The following is a 24,406-nucleotide window of genomic DNA, read 5'->3' as shown; positions in this document are numbered from 1 at the left end:
GTGGGCCGGCCGTTATTGGGACGGTCCACTACTAAGTGTCGCTTAGCGCCCGGTGAGGCGCTTCGCGTTTTCCAGGTGCGCGGTGAGCTGCTTCTGGATGCGTTCCGTGGCCTCGTCGAGGGCCTTGCGGGTGCGGCGGCCCGTTCCGTCGCTCGCGTCGAAGGGGTCGCCGAAGACGACGTCGACGCGCGAGCGCAGCGGGGGCAGCCCCTTGACCAACCGCCCCTGCCGCTCGGAACTTCCCAGGACGGCCACGGGGACGATCAGCGCGTTCCCGCGTACGGCGAAGTAGGCGAGGCCCGCCCGCAGCGCCGCGAAGTCTCCCTCACCCCGGCTGCCCTCGGGGAAGATCCCCAGGACGCCGCCGTTCTTCAGGACGTCCAGCGCCTGGGTGACGGCGCCCCGGTCGGTCGAGTCCCGGTCCACCTTCAGCTGGCCGATGCGCAGCAGGAAGGGGTCCAGGGGACCAACGAACGCTTCCTTCTTGATCAGGAAGTGCGTGGGCCTGGGTGCCACGCCCATCACCATCGGGCCGTCGATGTTGTGCGAGTGGTTGACGGCGAAGATGACGGGGCCGGTGGCGGGGACCCGCCAGGACCCGAGCACGCGGGGTTTCCAGAAGCCGTACATGAGGCCTACGCCGATCCGCCGGCCGACCTCGGCACCCTTCTCGGAGGGTACGGAGGGAGCGGCCGGTGTGTCCGGCGCGGAGAGACGCCGGGTGAGCCGGGACGTCCAGGCGGACCGGGTGGGGTGTGTGGTCACGTCACTTTCCCGCCCGCTTCTCCTCGACGAGGGTCACGACGCACTCGATGACCTGGGTCAGCGTCAGCTCCGTGGTGTCCACCTCGACCGCGTCGTCCGCCTTGGCGAGCGGCGAGGTCTTGCGGCTGGAGTCCGCCGCGTCCCGCTTGACCAGCGCCTCGCGGGTGGCGGCGACGTCGGTGCCCTGCCCCAGCTCCCCGCTGCGGCGGGCGGCCCGTGCCTCGGCGGACGCGGTGAGGAAGATCTTCAGGTCGGCGTCCGGCAGGACGGTCGTCCCGATGTCCCGGCCCTCGACGACGATCCCCTGCTCCGCGCCGGCGGCGATGGACCGCTGCAACTCGGTGATCCGGGCACGCACCTCGGGCACCGCGCTCACGGCGCTGACCTTGGAGGTCACGTCCTGCGTCCGGATGGGCCCGGCGACGTCCACCCCGTCGACCTGGATCGTGGGCGCGGCCGGGTCGGTCCCCGAAAGGATCTCCGGCTTCCCCGCGACCGCGGCGACGGCCTCGGCATCGTCGACGTCGATCCCGTTGCTCACCATCCACCAGGTGATCGCCCGGTACTGGGCCCCGGTGTCCAGGTAGCTAAGCCCAAGTGCCCCGGCCACAGCCTTCGACGTACTCGACTTCCCGGTGCCGGAGGGACCGTCGATGGCAACGATCACAGGCTGAGCGGCGCCGTTTTCCACGGGGGGACACCTTCCTGGTGCATGGTGGTGGGATCCGGGACGACAAGAACGCCCCGCACAAGGTTACTGCGTACACATCACCCCCCTCCCCGGTGCCCGGCTACTGGCGTACCCCCCAGCCCCGCTCCCGCAGAGCCGCCGCCAGCACCGGCGCGGCCTTCGGCTCCACCATCAGCTGCACCAGCCCGGCCTGTTGCCCCGTCGCGTGCTCGATCCGCACGTCCTCGACGTTCACCCCGGCCCGCCCGGCATCCGCGAAGATCCGGGCCAACTGCCCCGGCTGGTCGTCGATGAGCACGGCGACGATCTCGTACACCCGGTGCGCGGCGCCGTGCTTCCCCGGCACCCGGACCTGGCCCGCGTTCCCCCGCCGCAGCACGTCCTCGATCCCGGCGACCCCCGCCTTCAGCTGATCGGGATCCCCGGACTCCACGGCCCGCAGCGCCCGTACGGTCTCGTCGAGATCCGCGGCGACGTCGGAGAGCAGCTCGGCCACCGGCCCGGGATTCGCGGACAGGATGTCGATCCACATCCGGGGATCGGACCCGGCGATCCGCGTCACGTCCCGGATCCCCCCGCCGGACAGCCGCACGGCGGACTCCTCGGCATGTTCCAGCCGGGCGGCGACGAGGCTGGCCACGATGTGCGGCATGTGGGAGACGAGCGCGACGGCACGGTCGTGGGCGTCGGCGTCCATGACGACCGGCACCGCCCGGCAGTGGGAGACCAGCTCCAGCGCGAGATTGAGCACCTCGGTCTCGGTGTCCCGCGTGGGCGTCAGCACCCAGGGCCGCCCCTCGAACAGCTCGGCGGACGCGGCGAGGGGCCCGGACTTCTCCCGCCCGGACATGGGATGCGTCCCGAGGTACCGGGACAGATCGACGCCGGCGGCCTCCAGCTCCCGCCGGGGCCCGCCCTTGACGCTGGCGACGTCGAGATACCCGTACGCGACCCCGCGCCGCATGGCGTCGGCGAGCACCCGGGCGACATGGGCGGGCGGCGCGGCGACGACGGCGAGATCGACGGCCCCGTCGGGAGCCTCATCGGTCCCGGCCCCCAGCGCGGCGGCCGTCCGGGCCTGCTCCGGATCATGGTCGGCGAGATGGACGACGACCCCTCGCTGTACGAGGGCCATGGCGACGGACGTCCCGATGAGCCCGGTCCCGATGACGAGCGCGGTCCTCACTGCGCGACGCCCCTGAGCAGTTCCCCGACCCGCCGCGCCGTCTCCCCGACGACCTCGTCCACCTGGACGGCCCCCCTGACCGCTCGTACCGCCACGCCACCGCTCCTCGCTGTTCCGTCCCGCACACCGCGCCTCTGGACCACCCAGCGTAATCAGCACCACTGACAACGGCGCGCCCGCCCGCCCCCTGAGACGCCCGACGCCTTTGTGCCACTCCGTCCCGGTTGCTTCTCGTTGCCGCCCGTCGGTGCCAGGATGACGCGCATGACGCTCCCCGCGACCCGCCGAACGGTCCTCCTGACGTCCCTGATGACGACGAGCGCGGTGGCGCTCACGACAGCCTGTGGCGGCTCCGACGACAAGGACAGCTCCTCCTCGGACAGCACCCCGGGGACGACGGACCTCGCCAAGACCTCCGACATCCCGGTCGGTGGCGGCAAGATCTTCAAGGACCAGAAGGTCGTGGTCACGCAGCCGGTGAAGGGCGAGTTCAAGGCGTTCTCGGCGGTCTGCACGCACCAGGGCTGCACGGTGGCCACGGTCGCGGACGGCACGATCGACTGCCCCTGTCACAAGAGCATGTACAGCATCACGGACGGCGCGGTGAAGGGCGGCCCGGCCCCGCGCCCGCTGCCCGTGAAGGAGATCACGGTGAAGGGCGACACGATCACCTTGGTGTGAGCGCGAAACCCCGTCACGCGCGCGCGTGAGAAACCGCCGGCCCCCTCGCGCGCGCACCACCCCTCACTCGTCCCACAGCGCCCCCAGCGTCACCAGCTCGCTCCCGTACTCGATCCGGTCCGCCCACTCCGTGGGCCACGCGTCGATCCCCAGCCACGCCCCCGCGAAAGCGCCCGTGAGACAGGCGATCGAGTCGGAGTCCCCGGAGGAGCAGGCGGCCCGGCGCAGCGCGGTCACCGGCTCCTCGGGGAACAGCAGGAAGCAGAACAGCCCCGTCGCGAGCGCCTCCTCGGCGATCCACCCGGCCCCGGTCGCGAGACACGGGTCGGCCTCCGGATCGGGAGCCAGCAGAGCCGCTTCCAGCCGGTCGAGGACGGCGAGGCACTCGTCCCACCCGCGCGCGATGAAGTGCTCCGGGCTCGGGTCCTGGCTGCGGGTCCACAGGTCCCCCAGCCAGTCCCGCCGGTACTTGGACCGGTTCGCCAGCGCGTACGCGCGCAGGAGCCCGATCAGGGCGTCGGGCCGGGTCCCGTGCGCGAGGAGCCGTACCGCGTGCGCGGTGAGGTCGGAGGCGGCGAGCGCGGTGGGGTGGCCGTGGGTGAGCCCGGCCTGGAGCTGGGCGGCGCCCGCGCGCTGTTCGTCGCTGAGCGCGGGCGCGAGCCCGATGGGCGCGACGCGCATGTTGGCGCCGCACCCCTTGGAGTCGATCCGGCTGGCGTCCTGCCAGTGCCGCTCGGGGTCGTCGAGCAGCTCGCACGCCCTGAGACAGGTCGTTCCGGGTGCGCGGTTGTTCTCCGGGGAGTGGTACCACTTCACGAACTCCTCGCGCACCGACCGCTCCAGCCCCAGCGGCGCGAGCACGCCCCGGTCCCTCGCGGACCGCAGCCCGCGCGCGAGGGCCAGTGTCATCTGCGTGTCGTCGGAGACGAACGCGCGCGTGGGGAGCGGCATCTGCCGCCAGGGCCCGAACTTGGCGACGATCTGGGGGACGTCGTTGAACTCGGTGGGGAACCCGAACGCGTCCCCCAGTGCCAGCCCCACCAGGGCCCCGGAGGCGGCACGCTTGTGCGCGATGTAACTCATGAGGGACGTCCTTCTGAAGAGGGCCGGACGAGCGGCGGGTGGAGAGCGGTGGCCGTCCCCGCGCGGTAGAGGGCGGCGGGTTTGCCGCGCCCCCCGGTGAGCCGGGCGGCGCCCGCGCGGGCCGGTTCGACGAAGCCGGGTGTGGCGAGGACCTTGCGGCGGAAGTTGGGCCGGTCGAGGCCGGTGCCCCAGACGGTCTCGTACACGCGTTGCAGCTCGCCGAGGGTGAACTCGGGCGGGCAGAACGCGGTGGCGAGGCACGTGTACTCGAACTTGGCGCCCACGCGTGCGCGTGCGTCGGCGAGGATCCGGTCGTGGTCGAAGGCGAGCGGCCCGGCCTCGTCGTACGGCGTCCAGCGGGCCTGTACGGCGTCGCCCCCGCCGTGCGGTTCGGGTCCGTCGGGGACGAGGGCGGCGAAGGCGACGGAGACGACGCGCATCCGGGGGTCGCGGCCGGGGTCGCTGTAGGTGCGCAGCTGCTCCAGGTGGAGGCCGGCGGCGCCGGTGAGGCCGGTCTCCTCGGCGAGTTCGCGCAGGGCGGCGTCCTCGGCGGACTCCTCGGGCAGCACGAACCCGCCGGGCAGGGCCCACTGTCCGGCGTACGGCGGCCGGCCCCGTTCGACGAGCAGGACGTGCAGGGCGCCCGCGCGCAGGGTGAACACCGCGAGGTCGACGGTCACGGCGAAGGGTTCGTACGCGTGCTTGTCGTAGCCGTCCATAGTCGCCCCCCGCCTTTATGGTCATCTCGACCATAAGCAGCGTGTCCACCGGCGACAAGACCCTGGCCGCGACCGGCACCGGCCCTCCACAAAACCCACGAAAGCCCTCAGCACCCCCAGGAGGGCCTCTCCGGAACGCAATGACGGCCGGATCCCGGAGAACCAGGGATCGGCCGTCACGGAGCCGTACAGCCGCCTTCTAGAGGTCGACCTCCTGCATCAGCATCCCCACCTCGGTGTTGGACAGCCGCCGCAGCCAGCCCGACTTCTGGTCGCCGAGGGTGATCGGGCCGAAGGCGACCCGCACCAGCTTGTCCACCGGGAAGCCCGCCTCGGCGAGCATGCGCCGCACGATGTGCTTGCGGCCCTCGTGGAGCGTCACCTCGACCAGGTAGTTCTTGCCGGTCTGCTCGACGACCCGGAAGTGGTCCGCGCGTGCGTACCCGTCCTCCAGCTGGATGCCGTCCTTCAGCCGCTTGCCCAGGTCGCGCGGGATCGGGCCGACGATGTGCGCGAGGTAGACCTTCTTCACGCCGTACCGGGGGTGGGTCAGGCGGTGCGCCAGCTCACCGTGGTTGGTGAGCAGGATGACGCCCTCGGTCTCCGTGTCGAGCCGGCCCACGTGGAACAGGCGCGTCTCACGGTTGGTGACGTAGTCGCCGAGGCACTGCCGGCCCTCGTTGTCCTCCATCGTGGAGACGACACCGGCGGGCTTGTTCAGCGAGAAGAACTGGTACGTCTGCGTCGCGACCGTCAGCCCGTCGACACGCACCTCGTCCTTCTCGGGGTCGACGCGCTTGCCCTGCTCCAGGACGATCTCGCCGTTGACCTCCACGCGCGCCTGCTCGATCAGCTCCTCGCAGGCCCGCCGCGAGCCGTAGCCCGCGCGCGCGAGGATCTTCTGGAGCCGCTCGCCCTCCTGCTCGGCGCCCGGGAAGGTCTTGGGGAGCTTGACGTCCTTCTTGTCCGCGTACCGCTCCCGGTTGCGCTCCTCCGCGCGCGCGTCGTACTCACGCGAGGTCGCCGGGACCCAGCGCCCGCGACCGCTGCCCGCGGACTGCTTCGGGCCGCCCTTGGCACCGCCGCGCGCCGAGGCGCCGCGCCCGGACTTGGGGCCCTCCGGGGAGGCGCCGGGGCCCACGTCGTAGCGCCGCTCCTCGGGGCGCGGCCTCTTCGGCCGGCCGGCCTGGTTGTCGTCACGGTTGTTGCCGGCGCCGCGCTGACCGCCGCGGCCCCCGCTGTTCCCGCCGCGGCTGCCGCTGTTGCCACCACGGCTCCCGCCGTTGTTTCCGCTGCTGTTCCTGCCGCTGCTGCTTCGCATCAAAGTTCCGTCTTGTCGTCTTCCTCTGAATCCGGAGCGTCCGGATCGAACGACGGGACCCCTTCCAGCGTCTCGGCCTCGATCGCCTCCGCCTCCGGGAGGAAGGGCGCGAGGTCCGGAAGCTCGTCCAGACCGCGCAGGCCCATCCGCTCCAGGAAGTAGTTCGTCGTCGCATACAGGATCGCACCTGTTTCGGGTTCCGTGCCCGTCTCCTCGACCAGACCCCGTTGCAGCAGGGTGCGCATCACGCCGTCGCAGTTCACTCCGCGCACCGCGGAGACGCGGCTGCGGCTGACCGGCTGGCGGTAGGCGACGACCGCGAGCGTCTCCAGCGCCGCCTGGGTGAGGCGGGCCTGCTGGCCGTCCAGGACGAAGCCCTCGACGGCCGCCGAGTAGGCGGGCCGCGTGTAGTAGCGCCAGCCTCCGGCGACGGCCCTCAGCTCGAAGCCCCTGCCCTGTGCCGTGTACTCGTCGGCCAGCTCCCTGAGCGCGTCCGCGACCTGCCGCCGGGGCCGCTGAAGGAGCTTCGCGAGATGCTCCTCGGTCGCCGGTTCGTCGACGACCATCAGGACGGCCTCCAGCGCGGGCTTGAGGTCCAGCTCCGCGACGCCCTCGCTCACGTCTCCTCCTCCTCGGTCGGCCGGTCGAACTCGTCGGTCACCGCGGCGGCTGCGTCCTCGCCGGACCCGCCGGTCCACCGCACGAGCAGGTCCCCCAGCGCCGTCTCCTGGTCCAGCTCGACCGCCTTGTCCCGGTACAGCTCCAGCAGCGCGAGGAACCGGGCGACGACGGTGAGGGTGTCCTCGGTGTCCTCGACGAGCACCCGGAAGCTGGCCTCGCCGAGCTCCCTGAGCCGCGCGACGACGATCCGCGCCTGCTCCTGCACGCTCACCAGCGGTGCGTGGATGTGGTCGACGTACACCTGGGGCTTCGGCTTCGGCTGCATCGCCTTCACGGCGAGCCTGGCGAATCCTTCCGCCCCGATGCTGATCACGACCTCGGGCAGCAGCTCGGCGTGATGCGCTTCGAGCCCGACGGTACGGGGGTAGCGGCGCCCCTCGACGTCCAGGCGGTGGTTGAGGATGTCGGCGATCTGCTTGTACGCCCGGTACTGCAACAGGCGCGCGAACAGCAGGTCCCGCGCTTCGAGGAGCGCGAGGTCGGCCTCGTCCTCGACCTCGGCGGCGGGCAGCAGCCGGGCGGCCTTGAGGTCGAGGAGGGTCGCGGCGACGACGAGGAACTCGGTCGTCTGGTCGAGGTCCCAGTCCGGCCCCATCGCCCTGATGTGCGCCATGAACTCGTCGGTGACCTTGGACAGGGCGACCTCGGTGACGTCCAGCTTGTGCTTGGCGATCAGCTGGAGCAGCAGGTCGAAGGGGCCTTCGAAGTTGGCGAGCCGAACCTTGAAGACCCCGTCGGGAGCCACCTCTTCACGGACCGGCGCCTCTTCGGGAACCGGCGGATCCTCCTCGGCCCCCGGCCCCCGACCCAGTGCGCGTCGGCGGCCGGCCGGGGTACCGGCGGCAGAAGACGTGTCGTACGAGGTCATAGCCCCCGAAGGTACCCCTAACGCCCCCGCAACCGGCGTACGAGGATGCTCGCGTCACCGCGGGACTCCAGGTCGGCCAGGACGACGGCGACCGCCTCTCGGACGATGCGGCCCCTGTCGACGGCGAGGCCGTGCTCGCCCCGGAGCACCAGGCGCGCGTGCTCCAGGTCCATCAGTTCCTCGGCGGAGACGTAGACGGTGATCTTCTCGTCGTGGCGTTCGCGGCCGGAGGGGCGGCGGGCGGCGGCGCGGCTGCGTTTGCGGGACTCGGCGTCGGCGGAAGCGGCGTTGACAGAACCTTCCTGCGCCCGCCGCACACGCCCGTCGCCCCTGCTGCGGGACTCGCCCCCGTCGCCCTGGCCGGCGTCGGTGGCGACGTGTTCGGCCCCGTCGCCGTCCCCGCCCTGCGCGGGTACGGCGAGCGGCGCGTCCTCGGCGGACGCCCCTTCGCTCTCACCCGCCTGCCCCGGCACCCGGCCCTCGCCGGGCCGCCGGGGAGTGGACGGCTGGAGCGCCGTTCCCCCTGTCGTGCGGAAGAGTTCGTCGGCCCCCGGCAGACTCACTCGGCGTGACACCGGGCGAGCACCTCCCTGGCGAGCTGACGGTAGGCGGCGGCGCCGACGGAGTTGGACGCGTACGTGGTGATCGGCTCGCCCGCGACCGTGGTCTCCGGGAAGCGGACGGTCCGGCCGATCACCGTGTGGTAGACGTGATCGTCGAACGCCTCGACGACTCTCGCGAGCACCTCACGGCTGTGCACGGTCCGCGAGTCGTACATCGTCGCGAGGATGCCGTCCAGTTCCAGCTCGGGGTTGAGGCGCTCCTGGACCTTCTCGATGGTCTCGGTGAGCAGCGCGACCCCGCGCAGCGCGAAGAACTCGCACTCCAGCGGGACGATCACCTTGTGGGCGGCCGTGAGCGCGTTCACCGTGAGCAGGCCCAGGGAGGGCTGGCAGTCGATGACGATGTAGTCGTAGTCGTCCATCAGCGGCTTCAGCGCCCGCTGGAGGGTCGACTCGCGCGCGACCTCGGAGACCAGCTGGACCTCGGCCGCCGACAGGTCGATGTTGCTCGGCAGCAGGTCCATGTTGGGGACCGCGGTCTTGAGGAGGACCTCGTCGGCCGACATGCCCCGCTCCATGAGCAGGTTGTAGACCGTGAGGTCGAGCTCCATGGGGTTGACGCCGAGACCCACCGACAGCGCGCCCTGCGGGTCGAAGTCCACGAGCAGTACCCGCCGGCCGTACTCCGCGAGCGCGGCACCCAGGTTGATGGTCGACGTGGTCTTGCCGACGCCGCCCTTCTGGTTGCACATCGCGATGATCGTCGCGGGCCCGTGATCGGTCAGCGGGCCCGGGATCGGGAAGTACGGCAGCGGCCGTCCGGTCGGGCCGATGCGCTCGCGACGCTGGCGTGCGGCGTCGGGCGCGAGCGTGGCCGCGTACTCGGGGTCGGGCTCGTATTCGGCGTCGGGGTCGTAGAAGTGCCCGTCGGGCAGTTCGTCGTAGTCGGCGAAGTGGTTGTGGGGCGCGCCACTTCCGTCGCCGGCCATGGCGTTCACGTGATGGCCATCCATGCTCTGGTCTGCTGTCCGCAGGGTCTGCGGACTCTGGTGGGCTGCGAAGGTGCGCACAGCGACGGAGCCGACAGCCTCGGTTCCCTCAGGGCTTCGGCCCCGGACAGGCGTTCCTGCTCGACCACCCCCGGGAGAAAATGTCGACTCATTCACAAGTCGTCTTACCTCCTTGGTGACCAGGGAATTTCTAGACAGGTCAGCGTGGCACCATGCCGACGGTTGGCGACTCTATGGCGTGTCGACCGTTCGCAGCAACACAATCCGCCGGACCCGACCGGATGTGTCGGCAAAGAAACATGACGCTGTCAAGGGCGTACGGCCGTCGCACAGCAGGTTTCACCGCTGTACGAATCGGTCGAAGGGTTACGTTCGCGGCGAGTTGACCGAGCATCGCAAAGTGACCATACACACATTGGGCCGGACCTTATGGACAAGGCCCGGCCCGCTGTGCGTCGTTGACGCGTCTTGTTGACGTATCGCCTTTATGAAAAGGTGACTTGAAGTCGCCCGGTCACCCCAGCAGCGACGTCAGTTCGACGTGCTCAAGGCCGTGCGCCTCGGCGACCTCGCGGTAGACGACCTTGCCGTCATGGGTGTTGAGCCCCTTGGCGAGCGCGGGGTCGCGGCGCAGCGCCTCGGCCCAGCCGTGGTCGGCGAGTTCGACGATGTACGGCAGGGTCGCGTTGGTGAGCGCGTACGTCGAGGTGTTGGGGACCGCGCCGGGCATGTTGGCGACGCAGTAGAACACCGACTCGTGGACGGTGAACGTGGGTTCGGCGTGGGTCGTCGGCCGGGAGTCCTCGAAGCAGCCGCCTTGATCGATCGCGATGTCGACAAGGACACTTCCGGGCTTCATCCGGGCCACCAGCTCGTTGGTGACCAGCTTCGGCGCCTTCGCGCCGGGGATGAGGACGGCGCCCACGACGAGGTCGGCGTCCAGGACGGCCTTCTCCAGCTCGAAGGAGTTGGACATGATGGCCCGCACCCGGGTGCCGAACACCTTGTCGGCCTCGCGGAGTTTGTGGATGTCCCGGTCCAGCAGCGTGACGTGGAAGCCGAGTCCGATCGCGATCTGCGTGGCGTTCCACCCGGAGACCCCGCCGCCGATCACAACCGCCTTGGCGGGCTGGGTCCCTGGCACTCCGCCGGGCAGGACCCCACGACCGCCGGCCGACCGCATCAGGTGGTAGGCGCCGACCTGGGGCGCGAGCCGCCCCGCGACTTCGGACATCGGTGCGAGCAACGGCAGCGCGCGCCCCGGGAGTTCGACCGTCTCGTAGGCGATCGCGGTGGTGCCGGAGGCGACGAGCGCGTCCGTGCACTCCTTGGACGCGGCCAGGTGCAGGTAGGTGAAGAGCGTCTGATCCTTGCGCAGCCGGTGGTACTCCTCGGCGACCGGCTCCTTGACCTTGAGCAGCAGATCGGCGGCGCCCCACACCTCGTCCGCCGTCTCCAGGATCGCGGCGCCCGCCGCGACGTACTCCTCGTCCGGGATCGAGGACCCCACCCCGGCGCCGCGCTCGATGACGACCTCGTGGCCGTGGCGCACCAGTTCGTGCACACCGGCGGGGGTGATGGCCACCCGGAACTCGTTGTTCTTGACCTCGCGGGGGATGCCGACCTTCACGTCGATCACGGTCCTCGGCTCATGGGACGTATACGTATGCGTATACCGGGATATGTCGCACTGGTGGCGCGACAGAGCCAGTCTAATGAAGGTGTTCCCGGTGTCCAGCCTTCCAAAGCATCAATCTTCGGCTGATGTGCCACGGATTTCGTAGGTGTTATCCCCGTGTTCCGCCTCGGAATCATGGCCGGGACGCTCCTCGGCCAGCATTCGGTCGGCCGCCGCCCGGTGCACCCGGGCCGCCGCCGGGTCGCCGAGGTGCTCCAGCGTGTCGGCGAGGCGCAGGTGGAGCGCGGCCTGCAAGCGCTCGTCCTCCGCGCGCCGCGCCCACTCCAGCGCCTCCTGGCAGGTCCGCAGGGACTCCTCCGGCCGGCCCGCGTACTCCTGGACCCGCGCCAGTTCGCTGAGCGCCCGCGCGTGCGCCCCCACGTCCCCGTTCTTCCGGTGCCCGGCGGCCGAGGCACGCCACGCCCGCTGCGCCTCCCCGTACCGGCCGGCGTAGGTCTGCGCGGTGGCGATACGGCCGTACAGGCGCGCGGCGTCGGCGCGTTCGTCCCGGGCGAGCCGCTGGGCGAGGGCGCGGCCGTACCAGTCGGCGGCCCGTTCGTAGTCCCCGAGTTCGAGGTGCGCGCCGCCGATCGACTCCATGGCCCGACCGGTCGCGTACGGGTCGTTCGCCTCGCGCCCGGCGTCCAGGGCGGACCGGTAGCGGGTCAGCGCCTCCTCGGTGCGGCCGGTGCTCGCGTCGACGTCGGCGAGGTTGAGCAGCGCCGCCGCGCGCTCGCGCGGGAGGTCGCGGCGTTCGGCGACGTCGAGGACGAGGTGGTGGACGCCGTACAGGTCGGGGGCGGCGGCCCGGGTGCCGAAGTGGGCGACCATCGCGCGCACGAACTGGGACATCAACCGGCGTGCCAGGGTGTCGAGTTCACCGTCCGCGACCGCGAGGCGGGCCGAGGCGAGCAGGGCCGGGCGGCGCAGCCGCAGCCAGTCACCGGCGGCCCGCTGGCTGGGGAAGCGCAGGGCGCGCGGGAGGCCCTGGAGGCGGGCGCGGGCCTGCGGGTTCTCGGGTTCGGTGACCGCGCGGCAGGACTGGAGGAGGCGGACCGTGCGCTCCAGCATGCGCGCGCGGGCCAGGTGCAGTTCGGCCGGGCGGTCGTGCGTCTCGGCGGCGGCCTTCAGCAGGGGGTACAGGCAGCCGGGTACCTCGTACTGCGGGATCGGCGAGTCGACCGCGTGCAGCAGGCCCTGCGCGGTCAGGTCGTCCAGGGTGGTGCGGGCGGCGCCGATCGAGCAGCCGGCCAGCGCGGAGGCGGTGTGCGGGTCGACGAGCCCGGCCGGGGCGAGGCTCAGCAGTCGCAGTATCCGCGCGGCCGGCCCCGGCAGTCCCGCGTGCACGAGCCGGAAGACCCGGCTCAGCGGCGTCCCCTCGTCCCCCTCCGCGCGCACGTGCTTGGCGAGGTCGGCGACGGCCGCCGTCGGCCGCGCGGCCAGCCACCCCCCGGCCAGCACCAGCGCGGCGGGCTGCCCCTGGCACACCTCGACGAGCCCCTCCGCCGAGCGCGGGTCGACGGTCACCCGCACCGACCCGGTCGACCGGGTCAGCAGTTCCAGCGCCGACTTGGTGTCCAGCCCGCCCAGCGTGCACGGCCGCACATCGGCGATCCCGGTCAGCGGCCCCCCGGACACGGCGACGACCAGGCACTCCGGGTTGTCCGGCAGCAGCGCGTCCACATGTTCGGCACCCGGCGCGTCGTCGAGCAGCAGCAGCGTACGGCGCTCGGCGAGCGCGTCCCTCAGCAGCGCGGAGAGGTCGTCCTGGTCGGCCCCGGCGGGCGCCTCGACCTCCAGCTCGGCCAGCAGGTCACGGGCGGCGCGCTCGACCGGTACGGGCGTGCCGTCCGGCTCGGCGAGCCGTACCCGCAGGACGCCGTCCCGGTACTGGCCGGCGACCTGGCGCACGAGTTCCTCGGCGAGCGCGCTGCGGCCGGACCCCGGCCGGCCGGCGATGAGCAGCACCCGCGCGCGGGGCGACTTCTTGCCGACCAGGGTGTCCAGGCCGACGCGCTCGATATCGGCCCGCAGCTCCTTCAACTCCCTGGTCCGGCCCAGGAACTGGCCCTCTGTCACAGCGTGGCCCGACAGCACCGCGCCGTCCGTCTCCACTGCCTGATCCGCCACGGGCCACGCTCCCGTCTCACACACGCGCAACACCGGCACGCACTCTCGGCTCACTCAACGGGAGCCTAGTTCACGCTCTGCAACCTTCTTCGCGGAGCGCGGCCATGACAGCCCCTCAGGTCCCCTGATCGGATCAGCCGATGGTCATACCGAGAGGGTGAACCTCCGAGGGATCGAGGAACGATCACACAGGGTTCACGTTTGCGTCAGAAACGGTCACGCGGTGAACGGTCACGCCTCGAACGGCCGCGCGGGCCAGGCCGCCTCCGCCGCACGCAGCGCCGAAAGGCCGTCCCCGGCCCGCGCCGCGACCAGTGACAGCACCCCCACCACCAGACAGTTGTTGTGCAGCTCCCCCGCGAGGATCCCCCGCACCAGCTCGGCGACCGGCACGCGCGCGTGCTCCATGTCCGCCTCCTCGTCCTCGACCTCGAAGCGCTGCCCCTCCGCCTCGGAGAGCCCCTGCGCGAGGAAGACGCGCACGGCCTCGTCGCAGCCACCGGGCGTGGTGTAGACGTCGGTGAGGACGTGCCAGCTCTCCGCCTTGACGTGCGCCTCCTCGTACAGCTCGCGCTGCGCCGCGTGCAGCGGGTTCTCGCCGGGGACGTCGAGCAGACCGGCCGGGATCTCCCACAGCTTCTCGCGCACGGGGTGGCGGTACTGCTTGATGAGCAGCACCCGGTCCTCGGCGTCGAGGGCGAGGACGGCGACCGAGCCGGGGTGGACCTGGTAGTCGCGGCGGACGACCGAGCCGTCGGGCATGACCACGTCGTCGGTGCGCACGGACGTCTTCTTGCCGACGAAGGGAGTGTCCGTCGCGCGGACCTCCCACTCCTGCGGGGTGTCCTTGATCGTCATTGCTCTGGCCTCTCCGACGTGCGCAAACGAAAACCGGGGCGCTCCCGTTGAGAGGGAGACACCCCGGCCACCGTACAACCGGTGTGCTACTTCGAACTCTTGCGTTCCACCGAGGCCTTCACGAGCCCGGCGAACAGCGGGTGCGGCCTGGTCGGGCGCGAGCGCAGCTCCGGGTGCGCCTGCGTGGCGACCAGGTAGGGGTGGACGTCGCGGGGGTACTCGACGTACTCGACGAGCTTGCCGTCCGGGGACGTGCCCGAGAACTGGATGCCGGCCTTCTTCTCCAGCTCCGCGCGGTAGGCGTTGTTGACCTCGTAGCGGTGGCGGTGCCGCTCCTCGACGTACTCCTTGCCGTCGTACACCTCACGGACGATGGAGCCCTCGGCGAGCTTCGCCGGGTACATGCCGAGCCGCATCGTGCCGCCCATGTCGCCCTCGCCGGCCACGATGTCGAGCTGCTCGGCCATGGTCGAGATGACCGGGTGGGCCGTGGCCGCGTCGAACTCGGTGGAGTTGGCGTCCGGGATGTCCGCGAGGTTGCGGGCCGCCTCGATGACGATGCACTGGAGGCCCAGGCACAGTCCGAGCAGCGGGATCCTGTTCTCGCGGGCGTACTTGATCGCGCCGACCTTGCCGAGGACGCCGCGGTCGCCGAAGCCGCCGGGGATGCAGATGCCGTCCACGTCGGCGAGCTGGGCCGCCGCGCCGGCCGGGGTCTTGCAGTCGTCCGAGGTGACCCACTTGATCTTCACGCGGGCCTTGTTGGCGAACCCGCCCGCGCGCAGCGCCTCGGTGACCGAGAGGTAGGCGTCCGGGAGGTCGATGTACTTGCCGACCAGGGCGAGCGTGATCTCGTGGTCGGGGTTGTGGACGCGGTCCAGCAGGTCGTCCCACGTCGTCCAGTCCACGTCGCGGAACGGCAGGTCCAGCTTGCGGACCACGTACGCGTCGAGGCCCTCGCCGTGGACGGTCTTCGGGATGTCGTAGATGGAGCGCGCGTCCGGGCAGGCGACGACGGCGGACTCGTCGACGTCGCACATCAGGGAGATCTTGCGCTTGATCGCGGTCGGCACCTCGCGGTCGCAGCGCAGGACGATCGCGTCGGGCTGGATGCCGATGTTGCGCAGCGCGGCCACGGAGTGCTGGGTGGGCTTGGTCTTCAGCTCACCGGACGGGCCGATGTACGGAAGGAGCGAGATGTGGACCACGAACACGTTGTCCCGGCCGACCTCGTGACGGACCTGGCGGACCGTCTCCAGGAACGGCAGCGACTCGATGTCGCCGACCGTGCCGCCGACCTCGGTGATGACGACGTCGACCTCGTCGGTCGCCATCCGCCGGATGCGGTGCTTGATCTCGTTGGTGATGTGCGGGATGACCTGCACGGTGTCGCCCAGGTACTCGCCGCGCCGCTCCTTGGCGATCACGGTGTTGTACACCTGGCCGGTCGTGACGTTCGCGCTGCCGTCGAGGTCGCGGTCGAGGAAGCGCTCGTAGTGGCCGATGTCCAGGTCGGTCTCGGCGCCGTCGTTCGTGACGAACACCTCGCCGTGCTGGAAGGGGTTCATCGTGCCGGGGTCGACGTTCAGGTAGGGGTCGAGCTTCTGCATGACCACGCGCAGACCGCGAGCCTTCAGGAGCATGCCGAGGCTGGAGGCGGTCAGGCCCTTGCCGAGCGAGGAGGCGACACCCCCGGTGACGAAGATGTGCTTGGTCGTCGTAGATTTCGGCGTCATGGCCAAGAGGGGGCTCCCGTGGTCGCGGTCTGGGGGTCGCTGCGGTTCGGGGGTTTCGTGACCTCCGGTCCACGGGCTACCAGCGTATCAGCGCCCCGGAGAGATGGCTTCCGCCCACGCTCCGCGCACGCGCCGACACAAGTCTTTGACGAGGATTTCGTGTTCCTTGACGACGCTTTCACCCTGACTCACCCGTTCGGCGCAGCCGCGTTGGCGAGAGCGGCGCACAGATCATCTACGTGAGCCGTATCCTGCTCAGACACTCGCTGCCGAGCCCACCCGCTGCCTCACGGGACACCCCCGTCCGCGCACCGGAACAGCGAACGCTCGTCGGCTAGTTGAGCGAAAAATGCCAGCGGAAATCGGCGTTTTGCCACAGGGCGGGACGGCTGGTTTGCTTCACACCTCAACACCGTGCTTTTCGAAAAGCATGCTTTTGACACCGACCCCTTGACCGCAAGAAGCCCCCTTCACCGGGGGTGACGTGGCCGTTCGACTGGAGTTGCACGTGGCCGGGCGCATCGAAGACTACGCACTCATCGGAGACATGCAGACCGCCGCACTGGTCTGCCGGGACGGCACAGTCGACTGGCTGTGCCTGCCCCGCTTCGACTCGCACGCCATCTTCGCGGGCCTGCTCGGCACGGAGGATCACGGCTTCTGGCGCCTGGGCCCCGCCCATCCCGCCGAATCCGCTCCCCCGCCGGCCACCCGGCGCACCTACCGGGGCGACTCGCTGATCCTGGAGTCCGAGTGGGAGACCTCGCGCGGCACGGTCCGGGTCACCGACTTCATGCCCCCGCGCGACGGCGCGCCCCAGCTGATCCGCATCGTCGAGGGCGTCTCGGGCCGCGTGCCGATGCGCTCGGCGCTGCGCATGCGCTTCAGCTACGGCCGGATCGTCCCCTGGGTCCACAAGCACGAGGGCCGTACGGTCGCCGTCGCGGGCCCGGACTCGGTGTGGTTCGACACGACCGCACAGACGTACGGCAAGCAGCTCACGACGTACGCGGACTTCACGGTCGCGCCGGGCGACCGGATCGCGTTCACGATCTCCTGGGAGCCCTCGCACAAGCAGCCCCCGCCGCTCCCCGAGCCGGAGGCGTCCCTTGAGGCGACCGAGGAGTTCTGGCGCGAGTGGGTCGCGCAGTGCACGTACCACGGCCCCTACCGCGAGGCCGTGATCCGCTCGCTGATCACGCTGAAGGCCCTGACGTACGCCCCCACCGGCGGGATCGTCGCCGCGCCCACCACCTCGCTGCCGGAGGACATCGGCGGCGTACGCAACTGGGACTACCGCTACACGTGGCTGCGCGACGCCGCGATCACCCTCTCCTCGCTGCTGCGCACCGGCTACCGCGACGAGGCGCGCGCCTGGCGCGAGTGGCTGCTGCGGGCGGTTGCCGGTGACCCGGAGAACCTCCAGATCATGTACGGCATCGCGGGCGAGCGCGAGCTCGGCGAGGCGGAGCTGGACTGGCTGCCGGGGTACGAGAGCTCCGGGCCGGTCCGCGTCGGCAACGGCGCCGCCCACCAGCTCCAGCTCGACGTGTACGGCGAGGTCACCGAGGCGCTGCACCTCGGCCACATGACCGGCCTCGCCCGCAACGACTACGCCTCGCTGCTCCAGCTGAAGCTGATCCGCTACCTGGAGGACCACTGGAACGTGCCGGACGAGGGCATCTGGGAGGTCCGCGGCCCGCGCCGGCACTTCGTGCACTCCAAGGTGATGGCCTGGGTCGCCGTCGACCGCACGATCAAGCTCATCGAGTCCGGCGACGCGGACGGCCCCCTGGAGCGCTGGCGCGAGCTGCGCGACGACATCCACCGGGACGTCTGCGAGAAGGGGTACGACAAGGAGCGCAACACCTTCACGCAGTCGTACGGCTCGAAGGAGCTGGACGCGTCGTTGCTCCTGATCCCCCAGATGGGTTTCCTCCCGCCGGACGACAAGCGCGTCATCGGCACGATCGAGGCGATCCAGCGCGAGCTGTCCACGTCGGACGGCTTCATCCTGCGCTACCCGACCTCCGGCGGCGACGAGGGCGTCGACGGCCTCCCCGGCGACGAGGGCGCGTTCCTGGCGTGCTCGTTCTGGATGGCGGACGACCTCGCGATGATCGGCCGGGTGGACGAGGCACGCAAGCTCTTCGAGAAACTCCTCTCCCTGCGCAACGACCTCGGCCTCCTCGCCGAGGAGTGGGACCCCCGCCTGAAGCGCCAGGTGGGCAACTTCCCGCAGGCCTTCAGCCACGTCCCCCTGATCGACACAGCCCTGCGCCTGACGGCATCGGGCGCGTACGGCGGCTGAGGCCGTGCACAAGGACCAGGTCGCGGACCGTCTCCTGACCCTCGCCCGCCAGGACCCCGCGATCACGGGAGCCGCCCTCACCGGCTCCCACGCCACGGGCCACGCGGACGCGTGGTCCGACCTCGACCTGGTCCTCGCGGTCCACGGCGACCGCACACCGGTCGTCGCCGCGTGGACGGCCCGCCTGTACGCCGATTTCGGCGCCCTCCACCACTGGGACCTCGGCACCATCCGCGTCTTCCTCCTCCCCGGCTGGACGGAGGCCGACATCACGTTCGCCCCTGAGGCGGAGTTCGGCCCACGGGGCCCGCAGTGGCGCACTCTCTTCGGGAGTACGAGGGTGCTGGAGCCGTTCGGCGACCCGGACCCGGCGCACCTGATCGGCCTCTCCTGGCATCACGCCCTCCACGCGCGCGTGTGCGTGGAGCGGGGCCGGTTCTGGCAGGCCGAGCACTGGATCGGCGCGCTGCGGGCCCACTTGATCACCCTCGCGTGTCTCCGGCAGGGGGTTGCCTCGGCTCACGCCAAGGGGGCTCACCTGGTGGACCTCGCCCTGGAGCCGACGCTCGTGCGGTCCCTGGACGCGGAGGAGCTGCTCAGGGCGCTGGGGGCGGCGGCGGGGGTGCTGGCGACCGAGGTGGGGCACTGGGACGCGGGGCTGGCGGGGCGGTTGGGGCCGGGGCTGAGGGAGCTGGCCGCGCGGTAGGGGGTGCTGGTGGCGGTCGTGGCCGTCCGCCCGCGTCGGCCGTCCGCCCGCGCCGGAGTCCGGCGTCCCCAGGTAGCGTCCCCGTATGGACACCCCTCCCGACCACATCACCGTGCGCCGTGCCCTGGAGCTGCCGGGGCTGCGGCGTGGGCTGCCGGAGGTGCTTGCGGGGGCGGAGGGGCTGGAGCGTGGGGTGCGGTGGGTGCATGCCGGGGAGGTGCCGCATATCGCCTCGCTCCTCAAAGGGGGTGAGTTGTTGCTCACCACCGGGTACGGGCTCGGCACCCGGCCCGCCGAACAGCGTGCGTTCGTGCGGACTCTCGCCGAGCGGGGTATCGCCGCGCTCGTGGTCGAACTGGGGCCCCGTTTCACCCGGTTGCCGGCCGCGCTGGTCGAGACGGCGCGTACGACGGGGCTGCCGCTGGTCCAACTCCACCACGAGGTGGCCTTCGTGACGGTCACCGAGGAGATCCACACGGAGATCGTGAATGGGCACTACGCGCTGCTCCAGCAGGCGGAGGAGGTGCATCGGCGGTGCACGGACGCGTTGCTCAGCGGCGGCGGGATTCCCCAAGTGCTGGGCATCCTCGCGGACTTCAGCGGCAACCCAGTGTTCCTGGAGACGGCGGGGGGACGTCTGCTGTACGCGGCGGGAGCTGATCCGCTCCAGGTGTGGGAACGGCTGCGGGGGCCCGGCCGGGAGGCACCGTCGGGGACGGTGGTGGTGGACGTGCCGGGCGGGTACGGGGCCGGCTCGCCGCCGGGGGTCGGGTGGACCGGCTCGACGCCTGGCGCCGGTGCCGAGGCGGTCGGCGGTGGTGGCAGGGCCGGCTCCACCGGGGGCGCCGGCAGCGCTGCGGTGCGCGCCAGGCTCGTACTGCTTCCCGTGCGCGCCCCCCTCACCCCCGTACACCGCATCGCCGCCGACCGCGCCGCCGGCCTCCTCGCGGTCGTCCTGATGCAGGCGCGGCAGGAAGAGGAGCTGGCCGCACGCGGGCGGGGTGATTTCCTCACCGACCTCGCGGAGGGGCGGATCGCCGCCGAGGACGCGCCGGCCCAGGCCAGGGTGCTCGGGTTCAAGCCCGGCGCCGGTCCCCTGCTGCCGATCGTGATGCGCCTCGGCGATCCCGGGACGCTCACGGCGAGGGCGCTCGCGGAGGAGCTGGCGTCCCTGGGCGTCCCGGTCCTGCTCGGCGTCCGCCCCGTGGAGGGCCGTGTCCTGGTCCTCCTGGGCCTGCGCACGGAACAGGACCGTACGACGCTGGCGGACCGGGCGGCGGCAGCCCTCCACTCCGGAGCGGACCGAGCGGGCACCCGGCGCCCGGGTTCCCCGCCGCCGGTCGTCGTCGTCGGAGTCCCCGGCACCTGGACGGCAGCGGCGGCAAGCCTCCACCACGCGACCGAGGCGGCGACAGCGGCCCAGGGCCTCCCGCCCCAACCCTGGCACGACGCCCGCCACTTGGACACGGACCTGCTGCTGTGGCGGCTACGGGACCACCCCGACCTGGCGGCGTTCGTGACGAGGGCGATCGGCACCCTGCGATCCCACGACACCAGAGCCAAGCCCCCGCTGCTCCCCACGCTGGAAACCTACTTGGCACACGCGGGCCGCAAGGCGGAGACGGCGAGAGAACTCCACCTGAACCGCCAGACGTTGTACAACCGCCTGGCGAAAATCGGCGAGTTGCTGGGAGCGGACCTGGAGGACCCGCAGACGGTACTGACCTTGAGCCTGGCGCTGAGGGCAAGAAGATACGTGTCCTGAGCCCCTACCCAACAGGCCGAGGCTGGGTCAACTCGTCGTAAACGCTCAGCACTTGCGCCACCGTCTCGTCCTCCGTCGGCCAGCTCCCCACCTGCCGCTCCCCCAACTCCCGCAGCACCCCCCGCCGTTCCTCGTCCCCCAGCAGCCGAACCACCGCCCCCGCCAACGCCTCCGCATCCCCCAAAGCCACCAACTCCGCCGCATCCCCCACCAGTTCCCGCACCCCACTGGTCAGCGGAGCCACCAGCGGCACCCCCGCCCGCAAAGCCTCCTGCGCGAAAACGGACCGGGACTCGTCGACCCCCGGCAGCAACGCCAGATCAGCCGCCCCCAGCAGCTCCGGAACATCCTCCCGCCGCCCGACGAGCAGCACAGGCAGCCCTTCCCGGTCGATCCGCGCCTGCAACTCCCCCCGCAACGGCCCCTCTCCGGCGACGACGACCAGCGGAACGGGATCGAGGAACCGCCAGGCACGAGCCGCGTCGAGCAGCACCTCGTACCCCCGGTACCGGTCGAGCGATCCGACGGCAAGCAGCAACGGCCGCTCCCCCACCCCGAGTTCGGCCCGCACCTTGCCCCCCGGCAGCACACCGGAGCCCCGCTGCCCCGGCAGGGACACGGCGGCGAGCCGAGCGTCCCGGGCCCCGGTCCGCCGAGCCCGGTCGACGAGGTCGGAGGTGGTCCCCAGCACGACGGTGGCCGCCTTGACGACACGCCGCTCCAGCACGCGCAGCAGATGCGCGCGAGCCCCCTCGGCCCGGGCCCCGTTGTGCCAGGTGACGATCAGCGGCGTACGGCGCCCGCTGAGCGCGAGGACGGCCCGGAACGACGCGTGCAGCCCGTGCGCGTGGACAAGGTCGGCGTCGGAACAGGCGGCTCGCAGCGCCGCCACCGACCCCGGATCACTGCTGCGCGGCACGGGCACATGGTCCGCGCCGGCGCCGGAGAAGTCGTAGGCGTGATCGGACTCGGAGGGGGCGCACACCGTGACCCGTACGCCCCGCGCGACGAGCCCGGCGGTCAGCGAGCGCACGTGCGCGCTGCTGCGGGCGTTGCCGCCGCCGAGTACCTGCACGGTGCGCAGCGGCGCCTGGCCCTGGGACGAAGGGCTGCTCACGTGGCTCACGTGGCCGGAACTCCTGGCTCGGCGGGGGACGGTCACGAAGAAACGTACAGAAGGAACGCACGGGGACCCGCCCCGCGCACCTTCCTCCGTGTCCTCCAAGGATGCCAGCACGTACGGGTGTTCCGGACCGCCCGGCGGTCGCGAACCCCCGCACCTGAACCCTCTTGTCACCCACATGAGTGACGCCGTCCGGTTACGTACGAACAACCTCTCCACGGGTGGAGAACTTCGCACACCCGGCCGTCACAGCACCCCCGGACGACCCGCACATCACCCGTACGGCCGACAAGGGCGGGGGCGCGCCCCGTCAGGAGCGCGCCCCCGCAAAGCCTTCTACGCGTCCGCGCGAGCCGTCGCCAGCAGTTCCTCCGCGTGCGCCCGGGCCGTCTGCGAGTCCTCCTGCCCGGCGAGCATCCGGGACAGCTCCCTGATCCGGTCCTCGCCCTCCAGGACCTTCACGCCGGAGCGGGTGACGGACCCGTCGCTGGTCTTCTCGACCAGCAGCTGCCGGTCGGCGAAGGCCGCGACCTGCGGGAGGTGGGTGACGACGACGACCTGAGCGGACTTGGCGAGCTTGGCGAGGCGTCGGCCGATCTCGACGGCCGCCTTGCCGCCGACGCCGGCGTCGACCTCGTCGAAGAGGTACGTGGGGACGGGGTCCGTCCCGGCGAACACGACCTCCACCGCGAGCATCACGCGCGACAGCTCACCGCCGGACGCGCCCTTGGCGATCGGGCGCGGCGGGGCGCCGGGGTGCGGGGCGAGCAGCAGCTCGACCTCGTCGGCGCCGGAGGGGCCGTACGCGACCGTCCGGCCGTCGACCTCGACGCCCTCGGGGTCCTCGGTCTGGCGGATCGCGAACGACACGCGCGCGTGGGGCATCGCGAGGGAGGCGAGCTCGGCGGTGACGGCCGCGGCGAAGCGGTCGGCGGCCTCGGTGCGGGCGTCGGTCAACGCCTGGGCGAGGGTGCCGAGTCCGGTGCGCAGGGCGTCGCGTTCGGCGGTGAGTTCGTCGACGCGTTCGTCGTCGGAGTCCAGTTCGGTGAGGCGGGCGGCGCTCGTCTCGGCCCACTCCAGGACGGCGTTCACGTCGGGGCCGTACTTGCGGGTCAGGGCGGTGAGGGCGGCGCGGCGTTCCTCGACCGCCGCGAGCCTTCTGGGGTCGGCGTCCAGGTCGTCGGCGTACCCGGCGAGTTCGCCCGCCACGTCGCCGAGGAGGATGCCGATCTCGCCGATCCGGTCCGCGAGCGCGGACAGCGCCGGGTCGTGCGAGCGGACGGCCTCCAGGGCGCGCTGTGCGCCCGCTACGAGGGTTGCCGCGTCGATGCCCTCCGGGTCCTCGGGGTTGCCCGCGAGGGCGGCGTGCGCGAGGGTCGCGGCCGAGGACAGCGCCTCGGCGTGCCCGAGCCGCTCGGCCTCCTCGGAGAGTTCGGCGTCCTCGCCGGCGCGGGGTTCGACACCGGCGATCTCCTCCAGCCCGAAGCGCAGCAGATCGGCTTCCTGCGCTCTCTCCCGCGCGCGCGTGGTGATCTCGTCCAGCTCGGCGGCGACCGCCCGCAGCCGCCGGTACGCCTCGCCGTACTTCACGAGCTGTCCGGCGACAGCGTCACCGGCGTACCGGTCGAGCGCCTGCCGCTGCCGGGTGAGCTTCAGCAGGCCCTGCTGATCGGTCTGCCCGTGCACGGCCACGAGTTCATCGGCCAGCTCGGCAAGCACGCCCACGGGCACGCTCCGCCCGCCGACATGCGCCCGCGACCGGCCCTCCGCCGAAACGGTACGGCTGATGAGCAGCGCCCCGTCATCGAGCTCGGCCCCGGCCTCCTCGGCCCTGAGCGCCACGGCACCCCCCGAGGGCAAGGAGATCCGCCCCTCGACGACGGCCCGCTCGGCCCCGATCCGCACCAACGCCGGATCCGCCCTCCCACCGAGCAACAGACCCAGGCTGGTGACCACCATGGTCTTCCCCGCCCCGGTCTCCCCGGTCACGGCAGTAAACCCGGACGACAACTCGACAACAGCGTCATCGATGACTCCGAGGGACCGTATCCGCATCTCTTCCAGCACGCAGAAGACCATACGAGGTGGACGGGGAAGAGCGCGAGGCACCCTTGTCACCCGGGCGGGTGGAGGTGGGGGGGCGGGTGAAGACGGGGAGGGGCGGGGGTGAAGGCCGGGGTGACCGAAAGGGGGAAGGGGGCGGAGGCCGGGAGCGGGGGGAGCCGAAGTCGCGGGGCGGGGCTAGAGCCGGGGTCAGAGCCGGGGCTAGGGCTAGAGCTAGAGCCGGGGCTAGGGCCAGAGCCAGGGCCGGAGCCGGGGCCGAGGCTAGGGCCAGGGCCGGGGCTAGGGCCAGGGCCGGAGCTAGGGCCGGAGCCGGAGCCGGAGCCGGAGCTAGGGCCGGAGCCGGAGCCGGAGCCGGAGCCGGAGCCGGAGCTAGAGCTAGAGCTAGAGCTAGAGCCGGGGCCGGGGCCGGGGCTATAGCCAGGGCCAGGGCCAGGGCAGGCAGGCCGTCAGGCCGGGAGCTGGGGGCC

General features: G+C 71.8%; 20 protein-coding genes. 4 read left to right on the top strand and 16 right to left on the bottom strand.

Annotated features, from left to right (window positions below):
• Positions 1-42: 42 nt before the first annotated feature.
• The 3 genes from J8M50_RS15245 to J8M50_RS15235 all read right to left on the bottom strand — a co-directional run bounded on the left by J8M50_RS15245 (position 43) and on the right by J8M50_RS15235 (position 2,642).
• Positions 43-630 (bottom strand): lysophospholipid acyltransferase family protein, encoded by a 588-nt coding sequence (locus tag J8M50_RS15245; protein ID WP_050369057.1) that lies wholly within the window; start codon positions 628-630, stop codon positions 43-45.
• A 136-nt stretch (positions 631-766) separates the two neighbouring features.
• On the bottom strand, positions 767-1,456 hold the full coding sequence (cmk, locus tag J8M50_RS15240; RefSeq protein ID WP_029183947.1) for a (d)CMP kinase: 690 nt from the start codon (positions 1,454-1,456) through the stop codon (positions 767-769).
• Positions 1,457-1,556: 100 nt separating this feature from the next.
• Entirely contained in the window at positions 1,557-2,642 is a 1,086-nt protein-coding gene (locus tag J8M50_RS15235) for a prephenate dehydrogenase (protein WP_010354415.1), read from the bottom strand.
• Between the two features lie 264 nt (positions 2,643-2,906).
• Between J8M50_RS15235 and J8M50_RS15230 the strand changes: the two genes are divergently transcribed.
• Positions 2,907-3,323, top strand: coding sequence for a Rieske (2Fe-2S) protein (locus J8M50_RS15230; RefSeq protein ID WP_010354416.1), 417 nt, complete (start codon positions 2,907-2,909; stop codon positions 3,321-3,323).
• 63 nt (positions 3,324-3,386) lie between these two features.
• Here the strand turns inward: J8M50_RS15230 and J8M50_RS15225 are convergent, their stop codons facing one another.
• From J8M50_RS15225 to pyrG, 11 genes are all read right to left on the bottom strand, one after another.
• Positions 3,387-4,406: an ADP-ribosylglycohydrolase family protein gene (locus J8M50_RS15225; RefSeq protein ID WP_010354417.1), complete on the bottom strand. Its 1,020-nt coding sequence runs from the start codon at positions 4,404-4,406 to the stop codon at positions 3,387-3,389.
• Positions 4,403-5,125 (bottom strand): NUDIX hydrolase, encoded by a 723-nt coding sequence (locus J8M50_RS15220; protein WP_010354418.1) that lies wholly within the window; start codon positions 5,123-5,125, stop codon positions 4,403-4,405. The genes J8M50_RS15225 and J8M50_RS15220 overlap by 4 nt, the downstream gene beginning before the upstream one ends.
• Before the next feature lie 199 nt (positions 5,126-5,324).
• Positions 5,325-6,446 carry a pseudouridine synthase gene (locus tag J8M50_RS15215; protein ID WP_010354419.1) on the bottom strand — a complete coding sequence of 374 codons (1,122 nt, stop codon included), beginning with the start codon at positions 6,444-6,446 and terminating at the stop codon, positions 5,325-5,327.
• Positions 6,446-7,012, bottom strand: coding sequence for an SMC-Scp complex subunit ScpB (gene scpB / locus J8M50_RS15210; RefSeq protein ID WP_233450382.1), 567 nt, complete (start codon positions 7,010-7,012; stop codon positions 6,446-6,448). The genes J8M50_RS15215 and scpB overlap by 1 nt, the downstream gene beginning before the upstream one ends.
• Before the next feature lie 50 nt (positions 7,013-7,062).
• Positions 7,063-7,995, bottom strand: coding sequence for a segregation and condensation protein A (locus J8M50_RS15205; protein WP_050987239.1), 933 nt, complete (start codon positions 7,993-7,995; stop codon positions 7,063-7,065).
• Positions 7,996-8,012: 17 nt separating this feature from the next.
• A complete protein-coding gene (locus tag J8M50_RS15200; protein ID WP_075693379.1) occupies positions 8,013-8,570 on the bottom strand; it encodes a hypothetical protein in 558 nt (185 codons plus the stop codon).
• Positions 8,555-9,724, bottom strand: a complete 1,170-nt coding sequence (locus J8M50_RS15195; protein WP_075661776.1) for a ParA family protein — start codon at positions 9,722-9,724, stop codon at positions 8,555-8,557. Before J8M50_RS15195 ends, J8M50_RS15200 begins: the two co-directional genes overlap by 16 nt.
• Before the next feature lie 358 nt (positions 9,725-10,082).
• A complete protein-coding gene (ald, locus tag J8M50_RS15190; protein ID WP_010354425.1) occupies positions 10,083-11,198 on the bottom strand; it encodes an alanine dehydrogenase in 1,116 nt (371 codons plus the stop codon).
• A 120-nt stretch (positions 11,199-11,318) separates the two neighbouring features.
• Positions 11,319-13,376 carry a tetratricopeptide repeat protein gene (locus tag J8M50_RS15185; protein WP_010354426.1) on the bottom strand — a complete coding sequence of 686 codons (2,058 nt, stop codon included), beginning with the start codon at positions 13,374-13,376 and terminating at the stop codon, positions 11,319-11,321.
• 231 nt (positions 13,377-13,607) lie between these two features.
• Positions 13,608-14,234, bottom strand: coding sequence for an NUDIX domain-containing protein (locus J8M50_RS15180; protein WP_010354427.1), 627 nt, complete (start codon positions 14,232-14,234; stop codon positions 13,608-13,610).
• Positions 14,235-14,320: 86 nt separating this feature from the next.
• Positions 14,321-15,970: a CTP synthase gene (gene pyrG, locus J8M50_RS15175; RefSeq protein ID WP_010354428.1), complete on the bottom strand. Its 1,650-nt coding sequence runs from the start codon at positions 15,968-15,970 to the stop codon at positions 14,321-14,323.
• Positions 15,971-16,478: 508 nt separating this feature from the next.
• Here pyrG and J8M50_RS15170 point away from each other — a divergent pair.
• The 3 genes from J8M50_RS15170 (at position 16,479) to J8M50_RS15160 (ending at position 20,752) form a co-directional block, all read left to right on the top strand.
• Positions 16,479-18,281: a glycoside hydrolase family 15 protein gene (locus J8M50_RS15170; protein WP_010354429.1), complete on the top strand. Its 1,803-nt coding sequence runs from the start codon at positions 16,479-16,481 to the stop codon at positions 18,279-18,281.
• A 4-nt stretch (positions 18,282-18,285) separates the two neighbouring features.
• Entirely contained in the window at positions 18,286-18,987 is a 702-nt protein-coding gene (locus tag J8M50_RS15165; protein ID WP_010354431.1) for a nucleotidyltransferase domain-containing protein, read from the top strand.
• 85 nt (positions 18,988-19,072) lie between these two features.
• Positions 19,073-20,752: a PucR family transcriptional regulator gene (locus J8M50_RS15160; RefSeq protein WP_010354433.1), complete on the top strand. Its 1,680-nt coding sequence runs from the start codon at positions 19,073-19,075 to the stop codon at positions 20,750-20,752.
• Between the two features lie 4 nt (positions 20,753-20,756).
• Here the strand turns inward: J8M50_RS15160 and J8M50_RS15155 are convergent, their stop codons facing one another.
• Both J8M50_RS15155 and recN read right to left on the bottom strand, forming a co-directional pair.
• Entirely contained in the window at positions 20,757-21,878 is a 1,122-nt protein-coding gene (locus tag J8M50_RS15155) for a glycosyltransferase family 4 protein (protein WP_010354434.1), read from the bottom strand.
• A gap of 333 nt (positions 21,879-22,211) precedes the next feature.
• A complete protein-coding gene (gene recN / locus J8M50_RS15150; protein WP_029183950.1) occupies positions 22,212-23,954 on the bottom strand; it encodes a DNA repair protein RecN in 1,743 nt (580 codons plus the stop codon).
• Positions 23,955-24,406 lie beyond the last annotated feature (452 nt).

Source organism: Streptomyces acidiscabies, from assembly GCF_020010905.1.
In the GTDB taxonomy this organism is placed as follows: Bacteria; Actinomycetota; Actinomycetes; order Streptomycetales; family Streptomycetaceae; genus Streptomyces; species Streptomyces acidiscabies.
The sequence above is the reverse complement of the archived record's forward strand: the minus strand, read 5'-3'. Positions and strand labels throughout refer to the sequence as shown.

Bases quoted from the DNA above. Each gene is read 5' to 3' on its own strand.
- J8M50_RS15215 (WP_010354419.1), bottom strand. From the start codon at position 6,446: ATGCGAAGCAGCAGCGGCAGGAACAGCAGCGGAAACAACGGCGGGAGC.
- scpB (WP_233450382.1), bottom strand. From the start codon at position 7,012: ATGGTCGTCGACGAACCGGCGACCGAGGAGCATCTCGCGAAGCTCCTT.
- J8M50_RS15160 (WP_010354433.1), top strand. From the start codon at position 19,073: ATGGACACCCCTCCCGACCACATCACCGTGCGCCGTGCCCTGGAGCTG.
- J8M50_RS15205 (WP_050987239.1), bottom strand. From the start codon at position 7,995: ATGACCTCGTACGACACGTCTTCTGCCGCCGGTACCCCGGCCGGCCGC.
- J8M50_RS15245 (WP_050369057.1), bottom strand. From the start codon at position 630: ATGTACGGCTTCTGGAAACCCCGCGTGCTCGGGTCCTGGCGGGTCCCC.
- J8M50_RS15220 (WP_010354418.1), bottom strand. From the start codon at position 5,125: ATGGACGGCTACGACAAGCACGCGTACGAACCCTTCGCCGTGACCGTC.
- J8M50_RS15180 (WP_010354427.1), bottom strand. From the start codon at position 14,234: ATGACGATCAAGGACACCCCGCAGGAGTGGGAGGTCCGCGCGACGGAC.
- recN (WP_029183950.1), bottom strand. From the start codon at position 23,954: ATGGTCTTCTGCGTGCTGGAAGAGATGCGGATACGGTCCCTCGGAGTC.
- J8M50_RS15230 (WP_010354416.1), top strand. From the start codon at position 2,907: ATGACGCTCCCCGCGACCCGCCGAACGGTCCTCCTGACGTCCCTGATG.
- J8M50_RS15225 (WP_010354417.1), bottom strand. From the start codon at position 4,406: ATGAGTTACATCGCGCACAAGCGTGCCGCCTCCGGGGCCCTGGTGGGG.
- pyrG (WP_010354428.1), bottom strand. From the start codon at position 15,970: ATGACGCCGAAATCTACGACGACCAAGCACATCTTCGTCACCGGGGGT.